An 18,948-nucleotide genomic window follows, 5' to 3' on the forward strand; every position below is an offset into this window, starting at 1 on the left:
AGATTCTGGTTCACACGCTTTTCTTCTCTAGTTTTGAGAGAACGACGTTCTTTTCATATTCCTTGTCTGGTGGCTATGGCGAGAAGGTCACACCCGTTCCCATCCCGAACACGGTAGTTAAGCTTCTCCGCGCCGATGGTAGTTGGGGGCTTCCCCCTGTGAGAGTAGGTCGCCGCCGGGCAAGTAAAGAATCTGGATTTATTTCCGGATTCTTTTTTCATATACTCATTTATGTTTGAGTGTCGCTATTAAATGGAATAATATTAGAGAACACTAAAAAAATTTATTTGAATAGAAGGTTGTGTCGTCATGCTAGAAGGAGCAGTGGGTGTAGTTATCACCATTTTTATAGTCAATATTTTATATGTTGCAATTTCGACTGTGCGACTTTTGCTAACAATGAAAGGGTATAGGTATTTAGCTGCTTTTGTTAGTATGCTCGAAATGATCATTTATGTTGTTGCTCTAAGTTTAGTCCTTAATAATTTAAATAATATTGTCAATGTCATTGCTTATGCAGTAGGTTATGGTGTCGGACTATTTATCGGAATGAAGATTGAAGAAAGACTCGCCCTTGGGTATATCACTGTTAACGTGATCACTAAAGAGTATAATTTAGATTTACCAAATCAAATTCGTGAAAAGGGATACGGAGTAACCAGTTGGCTAGCAAACGGTCGTGATGGTGAACGAATGATGCTTGAAATTTTGACACCACGAAAGTATGAACATAAACTGTATAAACAAATTATTGCAATTGATGAAAAGGCCTTTTATTGTTTCGTCAGAACCTAAACAAATTCACGGTGGCTTTTGGGTTAGGCATGTTAGAAGACTTCAAGCCAAGCAAAATCAAGAAAACGAATAATAATAAATGGAGCGGGCAAGAAATTTCTTATTTCTTGTCCGCTTTTTGCTATGTAAATTTCAAAAAACACCTATAAATACGAACGTTCGTGTTTTAAGTTATAAAAATGTTCGATTTTTAAATTGACTTTTTAGCGTGCTATTGTTAGAATGAAATTGTTATCGGCGTTTAGTTCAGATGAAGAGGAGATGAGCAGCTAATGTCTGCTGAAATTGGTGTTATCATGGGAAGTACCTCAGATTGGGAAACAATGAAAAAAGCTTGTCTGATATTGGATGAACTAGAAATTCCTTATGAAAAAAAGGTGGTTTCCGCACATCGTACACCAGATATGATGTTTCAATATGCTGAGACAGCTCGAGAGAGAGGAATTAAGGTGATTATTGCTGGTGCTGGAGGTGCTGCCCATCTTCCTGGGATGGTTGCAGCGAAAACGACACTCCCGGTGATTGGTGTTCCTGTTCAGTCGAAAGCATTAAATGGTCTAGATTCTCTTCTTTCGATTGTACAGATGCCTGGAGGTGTTCCTGTTGCGACCGTTGCAATCGGGGAATCAGGAGCTACGAATGCCGGATTGCTTGCCGCTCAAATCTTATCAATTTCTAATGGAACTATTACTGGCAGATTAGCGAAAAGACGTGCTACACTAGAAGAAAATGTACAGGAAAGTAGTGATAGTCTTGAGTAAAAAACATTTACTTCCAAATAGCACGATTGGAATTATCGGTGGCGGTCAACTGGGTCGAATGATGGCATTGTCTGCTAAGGCGATGGGGTATCGAATTATCGTGTTAGATCCGACCGTTGACAGTCCGGCAGGTCAAGTTAGCGATGAACAGATTGTTGCGGAATATGATGACCGGAGAGCACTTCGTGATCTAGCGACTCATGCAGATGTTGTGACATACGAATTTGAAAATGTCGATTATGATGCGCTTGCGGATATTGAAAAAATTGTTTGGGTTCCACAAGGGACAGAACTTTTATCCATTACACAAGATCGAATTCTTGAAAAAGCATATTTAGAATCATGTAATATCAACATTGCCCCTTATGCAGTTGTTGTCGACGAAGAAGATATTCGGGAAAAAATCAAGGGGATCGGTTACCCAGCCATTTTGAAGACGGCTCGAGGTGGCTATGATGGAAAAGGTCAATTTGTTTTGCGTGAGGAAAGTGATATTGAAGCAGCTCTTCCGCTTCTTCGTTATGGATCATGTGTCCTTGAAGCCTTTATTCCTTTTGAAAAAGAAATTTCAATTGTTGTGGCGCGAAATGGGGCTGGACAGGTAGAAACTTTCCCTGTCAGTGAAAATGTTCATGTGAATAACATTTTGCATACTTCTGTTGTACCTGCAAAAATTAATCAAGATGGAGACGAGGAAGCACATGCGATTGCTGAGAAACTCGCCGAGTACTTACACTTAGAAGGTGTGCTTGCCGTAGAAATGTTCGTGACCAAATCGGGTGCATTATATGTAAACGAACTAGCACCGCGTCCGCATAATTCGGGGCACTATACAATTGAAGCTTGTTCGATTTCGCAGTTTACGCAACACATCCGAGCAATTGTAGGCTTGCCACTTTTAAAGCCAGAACTTTTGAAACCCGCTGTGATGGTAAATATTTTGGGGCAACATGTGGAAGGCGTTAACAAGGCTATGGGAAGTTATGCGCGCTGGTTTGTTCACTATTATGGTAAAAAAGAAGTAAAACGTGATCGCAAGATGGGGCATATTACGATTCTTACAAATGATACAGATGCAGTATTACAAGATTTAAAAGAAACACAAATTTGGGACTAAGTGGAGGAACAAAAACGAATGATAGAACGCTATACGAGGAAAGAAATGGGCGAAATTTGGACGGAGGAAAATCGATTTAATGCTTGGCTTGAAGTTGAAATTTTGGCTTGTGAAGCTTGGGCAGAGCTTGGTGTTATTCCAAAAGAAGATGTTGCTAAAATTCGTGAACACGCAACGTTTGATGTCAAGCGAATTAAGGAAATTGAGCAAGAAACTCGTCATGATGTAGTGGCTTTTACAAGAGCTGTTTCTGAATCGCTTGGTGAAGAACGAAAATGGGTCCATTATGGTTTAACGTCAACAGATGTAGTGGATACGGCTAACTCTTACGTACTCAAGCAAGCTAATCAGATTTTGCGCAAAGATATGGAAGCTTTTATCCAAATTCTTGCAGAAAAAGCTAAAGAGCATAAATATACGGTGATGATGGGACGGACACATGGTGTTCACGCAGAACCGACTACTTTTGGCTTGAAATTGGCTTTATGGCATGAAGAAATGAAGCGTAATTTGGAACGATTCAACCATGCTGCAAAAGGAGTTGAATTTGGAAAGCTTTCTGGAGCTGTTGGGACGTATGCGAATATTGATCCTGCTGTTGAAGAATATGTTTGCCGGAAACTTGGTACAACACCTGCGCCTATTTCAACACAAACATTACAACGTGATCGTCATGCAGAATATGTCGCGACTTTAGCGCTGATTGCAACTTCGATTGAAAAATTTGCGGTGGAAGTTCGCGGTTTACAGAAAAGTGAAGTACGTGAAGTAGAAGAGGCTTTCGCGAAGGGGCAGAAAGGTTCTTCTGCAATGCCACATAAGCGAAATCCAATTGGCTCTGAGAATGTGACGGGACTCGCACGTGTGATCCGTGGGCACATGGTGACAGCTTACGAAAATGTACCACTCTGGCATGAACGCGATATTTCACACAGTTCAGCGGAACGAATCATTTTGCCAGATGCGACGATTTTACTGGATTATATTTTAAACCGCTTTGGCTCGATCGTTCAAAACTTGACGGTATTCCCAGAAAATATGAAACGAAATATGGATGCTACACTTGGACTGATATATTCACAACGCGTTCTACTTGCTTTAATTGATAAAGGGATGGCACGTGAAGAAGCGTATGACATCGTTCAACCGAAAGCGATGGAAGCTTGGGAAACGCACACACCGTTTAGGGAGCTGGTGGAAAGTGAACCGAAAATTACTTCCTTACTTTCGGCAGAAGAAATTGCCGATTGCTTCGATTATAATTATCACTTGAAAAATGTTGATATGATTTTTAACCGTTTAGGTCTTTAACAGAGCATGCCCGCATTTTGCGGGCACGCTACTTTCAATAAAAAAGGAGCGTTATAGCGTGAAAGACGAGTTGATTTATGAAGGCAAGGCAAAAAAAATTGTATAAGACCCCAGAAGCGGGTGTTTTGCGTGTGGCGTATAAAGATGACGCAACGGCATTAAACGGCGAACGACGAGAGATTTTTGCAGGAAAAGGAAGACGCAATAATCAAATCACTTCGCTTATTTTTCGTTATCTGAAGGCAAAAGGAATTGACAGTCATTTTATTGAAGAAATTTCAGAAACTGAACAGCTTGTTCAAGAAGTGGAGATTATTCCCCTTGAAGTAGTCGTTCGGAACGTTCTTGCTGGAAGCCTCGCAAAGCGACTCGGTAAATCAGAAGGAGAACTAATTGAACAGCCGATTGTGGAGTTTTATTACAAAGAGGATGCGCTAAATGATCCATTTATCAATGATGATCATGTTTTGTTTTTAGAAGTGGCTACAAATCGGGAAGTGGAGATTTTGAAGCAAGAAGCGAAACGAATCAATGCAGCGCTCACCGAACTTTTTAAAAAAGCGGGTGTTACCTTGGTTGACTTTAAAGTGGAATTTGGTCGGACGAAGGACGGGAGCATTTTGCTTTCAGATGAAATTTCACCAGACACTTGCAGACTTTGGGATGTGGAAACAAACGAAAAGCTGGATAAGGATGTTTTTCGTCGGAATATTGGGAATTTAATTACAGTTTATGATGAAATCTTAGCTCGCCTAGAGGAGGTTGTAAGAAATGTATAATGTTAAAATTTATGTGACTTTAAAGAAAAAGTGTGCTTGATCCACAAGGAACGGCAGTCAAAGATGCTGCTAAAAGTGTGGGTTATGATGCTGTGAATGATGTGCGCATCGGAAAGTATATGGAACTAAAGGTAGAAAAATCAGAGCGGGATATTCATGAATTGTTGGACGAACTTTGTGATAAATTGCTAACTAATCCAGTGATGGAAGATTATCGCTATGAAATCGAGGAGGCTTGAAGATGAAATTTGCGGTGATTCAGTTTCCAGGCTCAAATTGTGATATTGATATGCTACATGCTATTCGCGATGTGCTCGGAGAAGAAGCAGAATTTGTTTGGCATGCTGAGACTTCGCTAGATGGTTTTGATGCGGTTCTTCTTCCTGGCGGTTTTTCTTATGGCGATTACTTGCGGACGGGGGCGATTGCTAAGTTTGCGAATATTATGCCAGAAGTGCTTCGTTTTGCGAGTGATGGGAAACCTGTGCTTGGCGTTTGTAATGGATTCCAGATTCTAACAGAAGTTGGTCTTCTGCCCGGTGCGCTTCTTCGAAATGATAACTTGCATTTTGTTTGTAAAACGGTGCCGCTTCGAGTTGAGAATACGAATACCATCTTTACAAGTGGATATGAGCCGCATCAGGAAATTAGGATTCCGGTTGCGCACGGGGAAGGGAATTACTATTGTGATCCGGAGACGTATCAAGAGCTAGAAAGGAATCATCAAATTGTGTTCCGCTATATAAGTGAGAATCCAAATGGAAGTACGGGTGATATTGCTGGGATTGTGAATGCGGCGGGAAATGTTTTAGGGATGATGCCCCATCCGGAACGGGCAGTCGAGGAACTGGTCGGTGGAACGGATGGGATTAAATTGTTTCAATCGATTTTGAGTTCTTTTAAGGAGGCTTATCAAAGTGCAAGCAAATGAACCTACAGCGATTCAAATTGAAGCGAACAAAGTGTATCTTGAGATGGGGCTTACGGATAGTGAGTATGGGCTCATTGTGTCCATTCTTGGAAGAAAGCCCAACTATACGGAAACGGGCTTGTTTTCTGTTATGTGGTCGGAGCATTGTAGCTATAAGAATTCGAAGCCTGTTTTAAAGAAATTCCCTACGGAAGGAAAACAGGTGCTTCAAGGTCCTGGGGAAGGGGCTGGGATCGTAGACATTGGCGACGGGCTTGGCGTAGCTTTCAAAGTGGAAAGCCACAATCACCCTTCATATGTCGAACCTTATCAAGGTGCTGCAACAGGCGTTGGCGGAATTATTCGCGATGTGTTCTCGATGGGGCTCGCCCGATTGCTATGCTAAATTCGCTCCGTTTTGGTGAGCTGACGAAGTCGCATACGAAGTACTTAGTGAGTGAAGTTGTTTCGGGAATCGCTGGTTACGGGAATTCAATTGGGATTCCAACTGTTGGTGGCGAGGTGCAGTTTGATGCTTGCTATGAGAAGAATCCTTTAGTAAATGCGATGTGTGTAGGGCTCATCAAGCAAGAAGATATCCAAAAAGGGCAAGCGGCCGGTGATGGGAATCCCGTCATGTATGTGGGTGCGAAGACAGGTCGAGATGGGATTCACGGCGCAACGTTTGCTTCTGTTGAGTTTAGTGAAGAAGGCGAGCAGCAACGTTCGGCGGTGCAAGTAGGGGATCCGTTTATGGAGAAGCTACTGCTTGAAGCTTGCCTTGAAGTGATTGAGCAGCATGCAGATATTTTGGTTGGTATCCAGGATATGGGAGCTGCGGGTCTTGTTAGTTCAAGCTCGGAGATGGCTTCAAAAGCGGGAGCAGGGCTTGAACTTGTGATGGATGATGTCCCGCAACGAGAAACAGGGATGTCTGCTTATGAAATGTTACTTTCTGAATCACAAGAGCGGATGTTGCTTTGTGTGAAAAAGGGTCATGAAGCAGAAATTCAAGCTTTGTTCGAACGTTATGGTTTGCATGCGGTAACGATTGGCCATGTGACGAATGATAAGATGTATAAAATCATTCATCAAGGTGAAGTGGTTGCAAATGTACCAGTAGATGCGCTGGCTGAGGATGCGCCTGTTTACGAGAAGCCATCTAAGGAACCTGCACGCTTCCAAGCTTTTCAAAATGAAACGCCATTTGCGCCGCGCATCGCCGATCATGGACTTGTGTTTGAAAAACTCCTTGCTTCCCCAACGATTGCAAGTAAACGTCACATTTATGAGCAGTATGATTATCAAGTGCGAACGAGCACGGCGGTTGCACCAGGGTCTGACGCAGCAGTGATTCGCGTGCGAGGAACGGATAAAGCCATTGCGATGACGACGGATTGTAACTCGCGTTATTTGTATCTTGATCCTGAAGTGGGTGGAGCGATCGCTGTTGCTGAGGCAGCACGAAATATTGTTTGTAGTGGAGCAAAGCCACTTGCCATTACGGATGGGCTGAATTTTGGAAATCCGGAAAAACCTGAAATTTTTTGGGAAATTGAAAAAGCGGCAGACGGAATCAGTGAGGCTTGTCGTTCTCTTAACACGCCTGTTATTTCTGGTAATGTCTCGCTTTATAATGAAACAGATGGAACGGGTATTTATCCAACGCCTGTAATCGGGATGGTTGGGCTAATTGAACAAACAAAAGATATCACAACGCAGCACTTTAAGGCGCCTGGAGATCTTATTTTCCTGATTGGAGAAACAAAAGCTGAATTTAATGGTTCAGAACTGCAAAAACTTTTGGAAGGAAAAATCAGTGGGCGTGCACCGGAGCTTGATCTTCAAGTCGAACAAAAAACACAATCGGCACTTCTTGCGGCGATTCAAGCGGGAACGGTTGCGAGTGCGCACGATCTTGCAGAAGGTGGACTTGCTGTTGCTCTTGCTGAAGCTTGTTTTGCAGGTGATTTCGGAGCGGATGTCGAGATCCCGTTTTCACTTACTGAGCTCTTTAGTGAGTCGCAATCACGCTTTCTTGTATCGGTGAAGCAGGAAAACCGGGAGTCTTTTATGCGGCATGTTGAAGGGCTTATAGCACGCGAAATTGGAACGGTAACGGAAAATGGTCGCTTGGTTATTAAAAGCGGAGAAGATGTGCTAGAAAAAGAAACTGAGGCACTTCGGACCATTTGGGAAGGGGCGCTTTCATGCTTGCTGAAATAAAGGGGTTAAATGAAGAATGTGGAATTTTTGGCGTCTGGAATCACCCGCAAGCTGCTGAAATTACGTATTATGGCTTACACAGTTTACAACATCGCGGGCAAGAAGGTGCGGGAATTGTTGCAACAGACGGCAAAGTGTTACGAGGGCACCGCAACTTAGGTTTGCTAGCAGATGTATTTAAACATGGGGAACTAGAAGGTTTACCAGGAAGTGGCGCAATTGGCCACGTGCGCTATGCAACAGCTGGCGGAAAAAGCCTTGGAAATGTTCAGCCGTTTTTGTTTCATTTTCAAGATTCTTCACTTGCTCTTGCGCATAATGGGAATTTGATTAATGCGAAGACGCTTCGGAAGGAACTAGAAAGTGAAGGCGCCATTTTTCAAACGAGTTCAGATACAGAAGTGTTAGCGCATCTCATGAAGCGAAGCCGGACAGGAGACTTTATGCAAGATTTAAAGGTCGCTCTCCGCAAGGTTAAAGGCGGCTTTGCTTATATGCTACTTACTGAAAATGCGATGATCGCGGCACTTGATCCAAATGGTTTCCGACCGCTTTCAATTGGTCGAATTGGGGATAGTTATGTGATTGCTTCTGAAACGTGTGCATTCGAAACGGTTGGGGCAGAGTTTGTTCGGGATGTGGAGCCTGGTGAGTTGATTGTAGTGGATGATGATGGCTTGCATATTGATTCGTTTACAAAGGATATTAAGCATTCGATTTGTAGCATGGAATATATTTATTTTGCTCGTCCGGATTCAGATATTGCGGGAATCAATGTACATTCGGCACGGAAGAGAAGTGGGAAACAGCTTGCTAGGGAGGCTTTTGTAGATGCGGATGTGGTGACGGGGGTTCCAGATTCAAGCATTTCTGCTGCCATCGGATATGCGGAAGAAGCAGGTCTTCCTTATGAGCTTGGATTAATCAAAAATCGATATGTGGCAAGGACTTTTATTCAGCCTTCTCAGGAACTGCGTGAACAAGGCGTTCGGATGAAACTTTCGGCAGTGCGTGGGGTTGTCGAAGGGAAGCGGGTTGTGATGATTGACGACTCAATTGTACGCGGCACGACGAGTAAGCGAATTGTGAATTTGCTCCGGGAAGCTGGGGCACTTGAAGTTCATGTGCGGATTGCTTCGCCGCCGCTTGCGTTTCCTTGCTTTTATGGGATTGATATTCAAACGCGAAATGAACTGATTGCGGCGAATTATAGTGTGGATGAAATTTGCCGGATTATCGGTGCGGATTCGTTGCAGTATTTAAGCGAGGATGGCTTGATTGATGCGATTGGTAGGCCTTATCCGGATGAGCCTTATGGCGGGCTTTGCATGGCTTATTTCAATGGGGATTATCCGACGCCACTTTATGACTATGAGGCGGAATACTTGGCAAGTCTTGAGGCGCAAAAAAACGGATTGTAGAAGGAGGAAATACTGTGGCGGAAAATGCGTATAGTAAAGCAGGCGTGGATGTGGAAGCTGGGTATGAAGTGGTTCGGAGGATTGAAAAGCATGTGGAGCAAACGAAGCGACGTGGTGTAATGGGCGCACTAGGGTCTTTTGGCGGGATGTTTGATCTTAGTTCGCTTGCCCTCAAGGAACCAGTTCTTGTTTCTGGTACGGACGGGGTTGGAACGAAGCTCTTGCTTGCGATTGAAGCGGATAAGCATGATACGATTGGAATCGACTGTGTGGCGATGTGTGTGAATGATATTTTAGCGCAAGGTGCGGAACCGCTTTTTTTCCTGGACTATATTGCGACGGGGAAAACGTCACCGCTTAAAATGGAACAAATTGTAAAGGGAGTTGCGGCTGGCTGCACGGAAGCGGGTTGTGCTCTTGTTGGCGGGGAAACGGCTGAAATGCCTGATATGTATGCGCCAGATGAATATGATTTGGCAGGTTTTACGGTTGGGGCTTGTGAGAAAGAGCGTTTGATTGCACCTGGCGCGGTGAAAGCTGGGGATGTTTTGATTGGGCTTTCGTCAAGCGGGATACATAGCAATGGTTATTCGCTTGTGCGTAAGCTGTATTTCAAAGATCATGATTTTTCTCTCGATACGTTTGTTGAGGATTTTGGCAGGAAACTTGGGGAGGAGCTTCTTGAACCAACGCGGATTTATGTAAAGCCGGTCCTTAACGTCTTAAAGAAGTATCCGGTCCACGGGATTTCACATATTACGGGCGGAGGCTTTGTTGAGAATTTGCCACGGATGCTTGATGCGGATTTGGCGGCGGAAGTAGAGCTTGGAAGCTGGCCTATTTTACCGATTTTTAAACATATGAAGGCGCTAGGGGATTTGGATGAGCTTGAAATGTTTGAGATTTTCAATATGGGAATTGGGCTTGTGCTAGCTGTCCCAGCGGATGTTCAGGATGAAGTTTTAGCTTTACTTGGGGAATCGGCTTACCGGATTGGTTCTGTTGTGAAACGCGAGACGGAAGCGGTTCGACTCGTTTCAGGTGAGGAAAAATGAAGATAGCTATTTTTGCTTCGGGAAGTGGATCGAATTTTGAAGCATTGATGGAAGACAGTATGATTCGGCCGGCGGTAAAGCTACTCGTGTGTGATAAGCCGGGAGCTCGAGTGCTCGAACGGGCGGATCAATTTGAGTTGCCTCGTTTTGTGTTTTCGGCAAGCGACTTTTTGAACAAAGCTTCTTGCGAAAAAGTGATCTTGGAAGAGCTCCTTAGGTATGAGGTGGATTTTATTGTGCTTGCGGGCTATATGCGGCTTCTTGGGGAAACGCTCCTTGAGGCTTTTCCGAACCGAATTATTAATCTTCATCCGTCTCTTTTGCCGCTATTTCCGGGGAAAGATGCGATTGGTCAGGCGCTTTCTGCTCGGGAGAGTGTGACGGGGGTGACGGCGCATTTCGTTGATGCCGGGATGGATACGGGCGCTGTGATTGCGCAGGAAAAAATTGAGATCGTCTCTTGTGAAAGTAAGGCGCAACTTGAAGAACGGATTCATCAGGTCGAACATCGTTTTTATCCAGCGGTTGTGAAAAAAATGATGCAAAAGGAGTCGAAGAAAAGAAATGAAAAGAGCATTGATTAGTGTGTCAGATAAAACGGGGATTGTTGATTTTGCTCGGGAGCTCGTTTCGCATCAATTTGAACTTATTTCGACGGGCGGAACGAAAAAGGTACTTCTTGAGGCGGGGCTCCCTGTTGTAGGAATTGAAGAGGTGACGGCGTTTCCAGAGATGTTAGATGGGCGTGTGAAGACGCTACACCCGGCGATCCATGGCGGATTGCTGTTTAGGCGAGATCTTTCGGAACATAAGGCACAAGCGGCTGAGCATGGGATAAAGCCGATTGATTTGGTTTGTGTGAATTTATATCCGTTTCAGGAAACGATCGCAAGGCAAGGGGTAACTTTGGAAGAAGCTATTGAAAATATTGATATTGGCGGACCTTCGATGCTTCGTTCGGCAGCTAAAAACTATGCAGCAGTGACTGTGCTTGTGGATTCGGCGGATTACGAGACGGTGCTTGCAGAGCTAAATGAAGCGGGCGAAACGAAGCGGGAAACACGAGAAAAGCTTGCGGCGAAAGTTTTTCGCCATACGGCTCAGTATGATGCGCTGATTGCGGGATATTTGACGGAGCTTTCAGGCGAAGCATTTCCTGAAAAGTTGACGCTTACTTATAATTTGCAAAGTGAGATGCGTTACGGAGAGAACCCGCATCAACAAGCGGCATTTTATGCGGAACCGCTTGCGGGTACAGCAAGTCTTGCAAGGGCAAAGCAACTTCATGGTAAGGCGCTTTCGTATAACAATATTCGGGATGCGGATGCGGCGCTTAAGATCGTATCTGAGTTCGAGCAACCAGTGGCTGTGGCGGTGAAACACATGAATCCTTGTGGTGTTGGAACGGGGGATTCAGTGGAGGAAGCTTTTCAAAAGGCTTTCGAAGCGGATGAAACGTCTATTTTCGGAGGAATTATCGCTTTGAACCGGGAAGTGAACCGAGAAGCGGCTCTTAAGATGAGTGAAATTTTTCTTGAGATTGTGATTGCTCCAAGTTTTACTAAGGAAGCTCTGGAGATTTTAACGAAAAAGAAAAATATTCGGTTGCTAGAGCTTGAAATTTCAAGTGGCGCGCGTTATCATGACGTGACGTCTGTTCGAGGTGGTTTGCTTATTCAAGATAGTGATACGTTTCTTGAAGAGAGTGAGAGCTATGAAGTGATGACAGATCGCGTACCTACGGATGAAGAGCTTAAGGCGCTTTTATTTCAGTGGAAGATTGTAAAGCATGTGAAATCGAATGCGATTGTCGTTGGAAATGCAGAGATGACATTCGGAATTGGTGCGGGGCAAATGAACCGAATTGGCGCGGCAGAGATTGCCTTTCATCAAGCAGGCGAAAAGGCAAATGGTGCGGTTCTTGCGAGTGATGCGTTTTTCCCAATGAATGATACGGTAGAGGCAGCCTCGAGAGCGGGCATTCGGGCGATTATTCAGCCGGGAGGTTCGATTAAAGATCAAGATTCGATTGATATGGCGAACAAACATGGTCTTGCGATGATAAAAACGAAGGTACGGCATTTTAAACACTAAGAAAGGTGTGTCAAAGATGAAAGTCTTGGTTATTGGAGGCGGCGGCCGGGAGCATGCGGTTGCTAAAAAGTTGTTGGAATCTGATCGAGTAGAAACGGTTTTTTGTGCGCCGGGAAATGCGGGGATGGAAGCAGACGGGATTCAGTGTGTGAAAGTTCCAGAAACAGACTCGGAAAATTTGATTGCCTTTGCAAAAGCGGAACGCATTGATTTTTCGATTGTGGGCCCAGAAGTGCCTCTTTTGCTCGGGGTCGTAGATGATTTTGAGGCGGCTGGTTTAAAGGCTTTCGGTCCACGAAAAGAAGCAGCTTTGATTGAAGGAAGCAAAGATTTTGCGAAATCGTTTATGAAAAAATATCAGATTGAGACGGCGGCTTCTAAGACTTTTACGGACTATGAGTCGGCGAAGGCTTATCTGGATGAAAAAGGGGCACCGATTGTCATTAAAGCGGACGGGCTAGCTGCTGGAAAAGGGGTAGCAGTTGCGATGTCGCTTGAAGAGGCCACACTTGCTCTAAAAGAAATGATGCTTGAAGATAAATTTGGTTCAGCCGCGGAAAAGGTTATTTTGGAGGAGTTCCTTGAAGGGGAGGAATTTTCGCTCATGGCTTTTGTGAATGGCGAAGAAGTCTATCCGATGGAAATCGCGCAAGACCACAAGCGGGCCTATGATGGAGATAAAGGTCCAAATACGGGTGGAATGGGCGCTTACTCACCTGTACCGCAAATTTCTGAGCAGTTGGTGAAAAAAGCTGTGGAAGAAATTTTAAAACCAGCTGCACGAGGACTTGTAGCAGAAGGGCGAGCTTTTCGTGGGGTGCTTTATGCTGGACTGATCGCAACAAATGCGGGACCAAAGGTGATTGAATTTAATGCGCGTTTTGGAGATCCGGAAACGCAAGTGGTATTGCCACGTCTAGAAAGTGATTTTGCGGAAGTGATTCAAAAACTGCTCCATGATGAAAAACCGGATGTTCGTTTCAAGAAATCGGGTGTTACGCTCGGCATTGTGCTTGCAAGTGCTGGCTACCCAGATCATTATGAGACAGGACACGAGCTTACTGGGCTAGAACATTTAACAGAAACTGTTCGGGTTTATCATGCGGGAACGAAATGGCAAGATGAAGCGCTTGTTTCTGCTGGCGGAAGAATTCTCTTGCTTGAGACGGAAGCAGACTCGATGCAAGAAGCAAGGCAAGCTTTGTATGAGGAAATGAAAAAATTAGATAATCCTAACTTCTTTTACCGAATTGACATTGGTTCGAAGGCAGAGTAAGATAAAAAGAGAGATTTAGCGGGTTGGCTGGGTCTCTCTTTTTTGCGAAACAATTGTTTTTTACACGTTGGTACGTTAAAATATGAAAGTATAGAGTATAAACACTAAAAACGGAGGTTTTCGTATGCAAATAGAGAAAATTCGAGGGGAAGGTCTGGATGCGTTTTTTCAAGGAGTTTTGAAACTGGAGACGCTTGAAGAGTGCTATGCCTTTTTTGATGATGTTTGTACGGTTAATGAAATTCAGTCAATGGCGCAACGTTTTCAAGTAGCGAAGATGCTTTCGGAAGGAAAGACATATAATGTGATTGAAGCGGAAACAGGAGCGAGTACGGCGACTATTTCCCGTGTGAAACGTTCGCTTAATTACGGAAATGACATGTACGGCAAAGTTTTTGAACGCATGAAAGAAGACGAAAAGTAACAGGGAGGCTTTTTTTTGGAACAGAAACCATTTCGAGGCTTACGAATCTTGATTGCTACTCTTTTAGGCATCGCTGCTCTTTTTATGATTGGGAATATGGTGATGATGCGCGAGCCGCTAACTTTTAGTGTGCTGTGGCACTGGGTCTTTATTGTCGGCTTTTTGGCTATTTCCTTTATAAATTTACGTGCGAAAAGTTTTGTAGGGACGTCAATTGGTCTTTCGGGATTCGCCATTTGTCTTACAAGTTTAATTGTGATGGCACTTTGAATTTGAAAAAGGTTCTGAAACGAATTTCGTTTCAGAACCTTTTTTGTTATTTGAGGATGCCTGTTGCATAGAGAAAGACAAAAATAATGCCGATCGGGGCGATAAATTTGATGAGAAAAAGCCAAACGATGAAGATTTTGTAGCTGATTTTGCTTCCGGCTTGGAACTCTTCTACTAATAGCTTCCGTGGCATTCTGAAGCCAACAAAGATTGCGATTAATAAGGCTCCGATGGGAAGTAAAAGATTTGAAACAAGATAGTCGGCAAGGTCAAAAAAGGTTAGCCCGAAAATGTGAATGTTAGCAAATACGCCGAAGCTAAGGGCTGACGGAATGGCAAGGAGCATAATGACAAGGCCTGTCAGGGTGCTCGCTTTCTTGCGCGATGTTCCTTGTGCCATAAGTGGCGCCACGGTTACTTCGAGAAGCGAGAAGCTGGATGTAAGGGCTGCAAACAGGAACAAAAATAAAAAGACGATGAAGAAAAAGGTTCCGAACGGGAGATGACTGAAAATGGAAGGGAGAATCACAAATAAAAGTCCGGGTCCTGCGTCTGGTTTGATGCCTAGTGCAAAGCTTGCTGGAAAAATGGCAAGTCCTGCTAGAAGCGAGACGAAAAGGTTCAGTAAGGCAACGGATGCGGCTGACTGTGGTAAGCTAACAGACCGGTTCAAGTATGAACTATATGTCACCATAACGGATAGACCAACGCTTAAGGAGAAGAAGGCTTGTCCAAGTGCGATTAAAACGGTGCTACCGGTAATGGCACTAAAATCAGGTTTTAAGAAAAACTGAACGCCTGCCATCGCTCCGTCAAGAGTTAAGGAACGAATGATTAAGATAACGAATAAAATGAATAGTGCAGGCATCATGAATTTATTCATTTTTTCAATGCCGGAGACAACGCCACGGCGAATAACGAATACATTGAGTGCGATGAAAGCGAATGTTGCGAGAATGGAGATATAAGGATTCGCAGTCGTTTTTCCGAATTCTTCGAGCAATTCCGGTTGGGAAAGCCCGTTTAGTGAAAGCGAGAGGGCTTTAATCAGATAAGTAATAATCCAGCCTCCTACGACACTATAAAAAGAAAACAAGATGCTTGCTCCGGCAACACCCATTTTTCCAAGCCAGTTCCATTTAGTTCCGGGCGCTAATTTTTTATAGGCCGTAATGGCATCTGCTTTCGAACTTCGTCCAATAATAAATTCTGCAATTAAGACAGGCAAAACAATCAAGACCGTTAGCAGAAGGAAGAGGATAAAAAAGGAGCCTCCTCCTGCTGTAGCGGCTACATACGGAAGTTTCCAGATCGCTCCAATCCCTATCGCCGAGCCGGCAGAAGCTAATATAAATCCGAGTTTGGAACCCCATGTTTCCCTTTTTTCCATACTATTCCTCCTTTATCTAGTTAAAGTATAAGTTTTATGATACCAAAAAATGAAAAGTAAGAAAAGGATTTTTTTTAAAAAACTTTTAAAAAAGTACAAAAAAAGTTAAATTGTTGTTGGAAAGGGTGAAGATGGTGGAAACAAATGCTATAATAAATTATTGATGACTGAAAGGTGAAGGAGAATTTCCAGAATGAGACATTTTTTTTAAAATCGATCCTGCGAAAGTTCTTACGGATCCAGAGGTCGAGGCTTTACTGAGAAGTGATACGGATGGTTTTATCATTGGTGGTACGGATCTTGTGACGGCTGAAAATGCGGCTTTTTGTTATGAACGCTTTATGGAAACGGATAAAGCGCTTTTTCTCGAGTTAAGTAGCGAGGAAATGGTGCTCCCATTTGCGGATCGATTTTTGGTTCCACTCGTTTTAAATTCTCCGGATAGCAACTGGGTTGTTGGGCAGTTTAGTAAGGCACTCAAACGGTTTTCACCGCATGTGCCGTTTAAGCAGATTAAGCCAGTAGGGTATCTCGTTTTAAACGGCGAAGCGAAGGTGGCGAAGTTGACAAAGGCGGACACGGAGCTTTCGAAGGAAGATGTGGCAGCATACGCTGAACTCGCGGAGCGTTTCTTGCAATTACCGGTGTTTTATTTAGAATATAGCGGGAAGCTCGGCGACGTTTCTCTGGTACGGCATGTGAAGGGTAAGTTGCTCGAAACGGAGTTATGGTACGGGGGCGGAATTCGTTCGGTTCATGAGGCACGGTTAATGGCAGAATTTGCGGATGTGATCGTGGTTGGAAATTTGATTTATGAAAATTTTAGTGAAGCTTTGAAAACGGCAGAAATCACTAGGTAAATGAATCGAAATATGATAAAATAAAGAACAAACGTTTGTATGGTGGTGGAAAAGATGCAATTGGAAAGTGAACAGTTAGTAGCGGGGCTTAATCCGGAACAAAAAAGAGCGGTTGAAACGACGGAAGGCCCACTTTTGATCATGGCTGGCGCTGGAAGTGGGAAAACACGGGTTTTAACGCACCGGATTGCTTATTTGATCAAGGAAAAGGAAGTTAATCCTTATAATATTTTGGCGATTACGTTTACGAATAAAGCGGCGCGGGAAATGAAAGCGCGGATTGTTGGCCTTCTTGGCGGAGTTGCAGAATCAATTTGGATTTCAACGTTCCACTCCATGTGCGTGCGGATTTTACGTCGTGATATTGATCGGATTGGTTATGAACGAAATTTTACTATTTTGGATAGTGGCGACCAGTTATCGGTCATTAAAGGGATTTTGAAGGATAAGAATATTGATGCGAAAAAATTTGAGCCACGTGGGATTCTTGCTTCGATCAGCAATGCTAAAAATGAATTGATGACGGCTAAAGAATACAAGAAAGAGGCAAGTGGCTATTATGACAATATGGTAGCTGAAGTATATGAAGCTTACGAGAAGAAACTTAAGAAAAATCAGGCGCTTGATTTTGATGATTTGATCATGGTGACGATTCAGTTATTTGAACGGATTCCGGAAGTGCTTGATTATTATGGACGTAAGTTTCAGTATATTCATGTCGATGAGTATCAAGATACGAACCATGCGCAGTATTTGCTTGTGAAGATGCTTGCTGAGCGGTTGCAAAATATTTGCGTGGTTGGGGATTCGGATCAGTCGATTTACGGCTGGCGTGGTGCGGATATTTCTAATATTCTTTCGTTTGAAAAGGATTATCCAGACGCGAAAACGATTTTGCTAGAGGAAAACTATCGCTCAACGCAGCGGATTTTAGAAGCGGCCAATCGCGTGATTGAAAATAATGGGAACCGAAAACCCAAAAAATTGTGGACGAAAAATCAAGAAGGCAAGAAGATTTTTTACCATAAGGCGTTAACGGAAAAAGAAGAAGCCTCGTATGTGGTTAGTAAGATTCAAGAAGAGGTTCAAAATGAATCTCGCCCACTTTCTGACTTTGCTGTCCTTTATAGGACCAATGCGCAGTCGCGGGTAATGGAAGAATTCTTCATGAAATCAAGCATGGCATATACGATGGTCGGTGGAACAAAGTTCTATGATCGTAAGGAAATTAAAGACATTTTAGCGTATTTGCGCTTGATTTCGAATAATGATGATGATATTAGTTTGACACGGATTGTCAATGTACCAAAACGCGGTGTCGGTGCTGGATCGCTTGATAAGATTGCGCAAACGGCTGCGGCTTATGATTTAACTTATTTTGAAGTGCTCGAACGAATTGAACTTGCTGGGCTCTCAGCTAAAATCAGCAAACAATTAGTCGAATTTTATGATCTTGTCAAAGGATTTACGAAGATGCAAGATTATTTGTCTGTGACAGAACTTGTTGAAGAGGTTCTTGAAAAAACGGGTTACCGGACAATGCTTAAGAATGAACGAACGATTGAAGCGCAAACGCGACTCGAAAATATTGATGAATTTATGTCGGTCACACAAAACTTTGAGAAGGAAAGCGAAGACAAATCGCTGATCGCGTTCTTGACGGATTTGGCTCTTGTAGCGGATGTCGATCAACTAGATAATGCAGAAGATGAAAATAGCGGGGCTGTTACGCTTATGACGCTCCACTCGGCAAAGGGTCTAGAGTTTCCAGTCGTCTTTTTGGTGGGGATGGAAGAAGGCATCTTCCCGCATTCTCGTGCGCTATTTGAAGAAGACGAAATGGAAGAAGAAAGACGACTGGCATATGTGGGGATTACACGTGCTGAAGAGGAACTTTATCTGACGAGTGCTTACTCACGGATGCTGTTTGGACGAAGTACAGCAAATTCAGAATCCCGCTTTATTGGGGAGATCCCACAAGATTTACTTGAAATGGGTCATGAAAATCGGTTGAAGGAAGTTCCATTTAAACGAACACCCGAGAAACGAACAACTTCTGTTTATAAGAGCTCTGGTGCGGCTCAACTTGGCTGGAACGTCGGGGATAAAGCGAAGCACAAAAAATGGGGGACAGGAACGGTTGTTAGCGTAAAAGGCGAGGGAAGCAATATGGAGTTAGATATTGCTTTTGAAAGTCCAGTGGGTATTAAACGGCTACTTGCTGAATTTGCGCCGATCGAAAAAGTCTAGTAAGAAATG

At 43.7% G+C, this 18,948-nt stretch carries 14 protein-coding genes, 1 rRNA gene and 4 pseudogenes; 18 read left to right on the forward strand and 1 reads right to left on the reverse strand.

Going from position 1 to position 18,948, the window contains the following annotated elements; all coding sequences use genetic code 11:
• The first annotated feature begins 65 nt into the window (after nt 1–65).
• From rrf to MAQA_RS05910, 16 genes and pseudogenes are all read left to right on the forward strand, one after another.
• Nucleotides 66–181, forward strand: a 5S ribosomal RNA gene (gene rrf, locus MAQA_RS05835).
• Nucleotides 182–309: 128 nt separating this feature from the next.
• Nucleotides 310–868, forward strand: a pseudogene (locus tag MAQA_RS05840) (DUF2179 domain-containing protein).
• Nucleotides 869–1,067: 199 nt separating this feature from the next.
• Entirely contained in the window at nt 1,068–1,556 is a 489-nt protein-coding gene (gene purE, locus MAQA_RS05845; protein ID WP_036072236.1) for a 5-(carboxyamino)imidazole ribonucleotide mutase, read from the forward strand.
• Nucleotides 1,549–2,673: a 5-(carboxyamino)imidazole ribonucleotide synthase gene (purK, locus tag MAQA_RS05850; protein WP_036072237.1), complete on the forward strand. Its 1,125-nt coding sequence runs from the start codon at nt 1,549–1,551 to the stop codon at nt 2,671–2,673. The genes purE and purK overlap by 8 nt, the downstream gene beginning before the upstream one ends.
• 18 nt (nt 2,674–2,691) lie before the next feature.
• Nucleotides 2,692–3,984: an adenylosuccinate lyase gene (gene purB, locus MAQA_RS05855; RefSeq protein ID WP_036072239.1), complete on the forward strand. Its 1,293-nt coding sequence runs from the start codon at nt 2,692–2,694 to the stop codon at nt 3,982–3,984.
• A gap of 58 nt (nt 3,985–4,042) precedes the next feature.
• Nucleotides 4,043–4,763 (forward strand): annotated as a pseudogene (gene purC, locus MAQA_RS05860) (phosphoribosylaminoimidazolesuccinocarboxamide synthase).
• Nucleotides 4,756–5,002: pseudogene (gene purS / locus MAQA_RS05865) on the forward strand (phosphoribosylformylglycinamidine synthase subunit PurS). The pseudogenes purC and purS overlap by 8 nt, the downstream one beginning before the upstream one ends.
• Nucleotides 5,003–5,004: 2 nt before the next feature.
• A complete protein-coding gene (purQ, locus tag MAQA_RS05870) occupies nt 5,005–5,694 on the forward strand; it encodes a phosphoribosylformylglycinamidine synthase subunit PurQ (protein ID WP_036072241.1) in 690 nt (229 codons plus the stop codon).
• Nucleotides 5,681–7,899: pseudogene (gene purL / locus MAQA_RS05875) on the forward strand (phosphoribosylformylglycinamidine synthase subunit PurL). The gene purQ and the pseudogene purL overlap by 14 nt, the downstream one beginning before the upstream one ends.
• Nucleotides 7,884–9,320, forward strand: coding sequence for an amidophosphoribosyltransferase (gene purF, locus MAQA_RS05880; protein ID WP_036072243.1), 1,437 nt, complete (start codon nt 7,884–7,886; stop codon nt 9,318–9,320). The pseudogene purL and the gene purF overlap by 16 nt, the downstream one beginning before the upstream one ends.
• Nucleotides 9,321–9,334: 14 nt before the next feature.
• The gene (purM, locus tag MAQA_RS05885) at nt 9,335–10,375 is read left to right on the forward strand and encodes a phosphoribosylformylglycinamidine cyclo-ligase (RefSeq protein ID WP_036072245.1); all 1,041 of its coding nucleotides are present in this window, start codon (nt 9,335–9,337) and stop codon (nt 10,373–10,375) included.
• On the forward strand, nt 10,372–10,959 hold the full coding sequence (gene purN, locus MAQA_RS05890) for a phosphoribosylglycinamide formyltransferase (protein ID WP_036072247.1): 588 nt from the start codon (nt 10,372–10,374) through the stop codon (nt 10,957–10,959). The genes purM and purN overlap by 4 nt, the downstream gene beginning before the upstream one ends.
• Nucleotides 10,940–12,469 carry a bifunctional phosphoribosylaminoimidazolecarboxamide formyltransferase/IMP cyclohydrolase gene (purH, locus tag MAQA_RS05895; RefSeq protein ID WP_036072249.1) on the forward strand — a complete coding sequence of 510 codons (1,530 nt, stop codon included), beginning with the start codon at nt 10,940–10,942 and terminating at the stop codon, nt 12,467–12,469. The genes purN and purH overlap by 20 nt, the downstream gene beginning before the upstream one ends.
• Nucleotides 12,470–12,485: 16 nt before the next feature.
• Complete coding sequence (gene purD, locus MAQA_RS05900) at nt 12,486–13,745, forward strand: phosphoribosylamine--glycine ligase (protein ID WP_036072251.1); 1,260 nt, start codon at nt 12,486–12,488, stop codon at nt 13,743–13,745.
• Between the two features lie 124 nt (nt 13,746–13,869).
• Nucleotides 13,870–14,169 (forward strand): YerC/YecD family TrpR-related protein, encoded by a 300-nt coding sequence (locus MAQA_RS05905; protein WP_036072253.1) that lies wholly within the window; start codon nt 13,870–13,872, stop codon nt 14,167–14,169.
• Nucleotides 14,170–14,184: 15 nt separating this feature from the next.
• The gene (locus MAQA_RS05910; RefSeq protein WP_036072255.1) at nt 14,185–14,439 is read left to right on the forward strand and encodes a hypothetical protein; all 255 of its coding nucleotides are present in this window, start codon (nt 14,185–14,187) and stop codon (nt 14,437–14,439) included.
• A 46-nt stretch (nt 14,440–14,485) separates the two neighbouring features.
• Here the strand turns inward: MAQA_RS05910 and MAQA_RS05915 are convergent, their stop codons facing one another.
• Nucleotides 14,486–15,829: a sodium-dependent transporter gene (locus MAQA_RS05915; protein WP_036072257.1), complete on the reverse strand. Its 1,344-nt coding sequence runs from the start codon at nt 15,827–15,829 to the stop codon at nt 14,486–14,488.
• A gap of 212 nt (nt 15,830–16,041) precedes the next feature.
• Between MAQA_RS05915 and MAQA_RS05920 the strand changes: the two genes are divergently transcribed.
• Entirely contained in the window at nt 16,042–16,689 is a 648-nt protein-coding gene (locus MAQA_RS05920) for a geranylgeranylglyceryl/heptaprenylglyceryl phosphate synthase (protein WP_241463129.1), read from the forward strand.
• Between the two features lie 54 nt (nt 16,690–16,743).
• Complete coding sequence (gene pcrA, locus MAQA_RS05925; protein ID WP_036072261.1) at nt 16,744–18,939, forward strand: DNA helicase PcrA; 2,196 nt, start codon at nt 16,744–16,746, stop codon at nt 18,937–18,939.
• Nucleotides 18,940–18,948: the final 9 nt, after the last annotated feature.

The organism is Listeria aquatica FSL S10-1188, assembly GCF_000525795.1.
Lineage (GTDB): Bacteria > Bacillota > Bacilli > Lactobacillales > Listeriaceae > Listeria > Listeria aquatica.

Bases quoted from the DNA above. Each gene is read 5' to 3' on its own strand.
- purE (WP_036072236.1), top strand. From the start codon at position 1,068: ATGTCTGCTGAAATTGGTGTTATCATGGGAAGTACCTCAGATTGGGAA.
- purB (WP_036072239.1), top strand. From the start codon at position 2,692: ATGATAGAACGCTATACGAGGAAAGAAATGGGCGAAATTTGGACGGAG.
- purQ (WP_036072241.1), top strand. From the start codon at position 5,005: ATGAAATTTGCGGTGATTCAGTTTCCAGGCTCAAATTGTGATATTGAT.
- purF (WP_036072243.1), top strand. From the start codon at position 7,884: ATGCTTGCTGAAATAAAGGGGTTAAATGAAGAATGTGGAATTTTTGGC.
- purN (WP_036072247.1), top strand. From the start codon at position 10,372: ATGAAGATAGCTATTTTTGCTTCGGGAAGTGGATCGAATTTTGAAGCA.
- purH (WP_036072249.1), top strand. From the start codon at position 10,940: ATGAAAAGAGCATTGATTAGTGTGTCAGATAAAACGGGGATTGTTGAT.
- purD (WP_036072251.1), top strand. From the start codon at position 12,486: ATGAAAGTCTTGGTTATTGGAGGCGGCGGCCGGGAGCATGCGGTTGCT.
- MAQA_RS05905 (WP_036072253.1), top strand. From the start codon at position 13,870: ATGCAAATAGAGAAAATTCGAGGGGAAGGTCTGGATGCGTTTTTTCAA.
- MAQA_RS05915 (WP_036072257.1), bottom strand. From the start codon at position 15,829: ATGGAAAAAAGGGAAACATGGGGTTCCAAACTCGGATTTATATTAGCT.
- pcrA (WP_036072261.1), top strand. From the start codon at position 16,744: ATGCAATTGGAAAGTGAACAGTTAGTAGCGGGGCTTAATCCGGAACAA.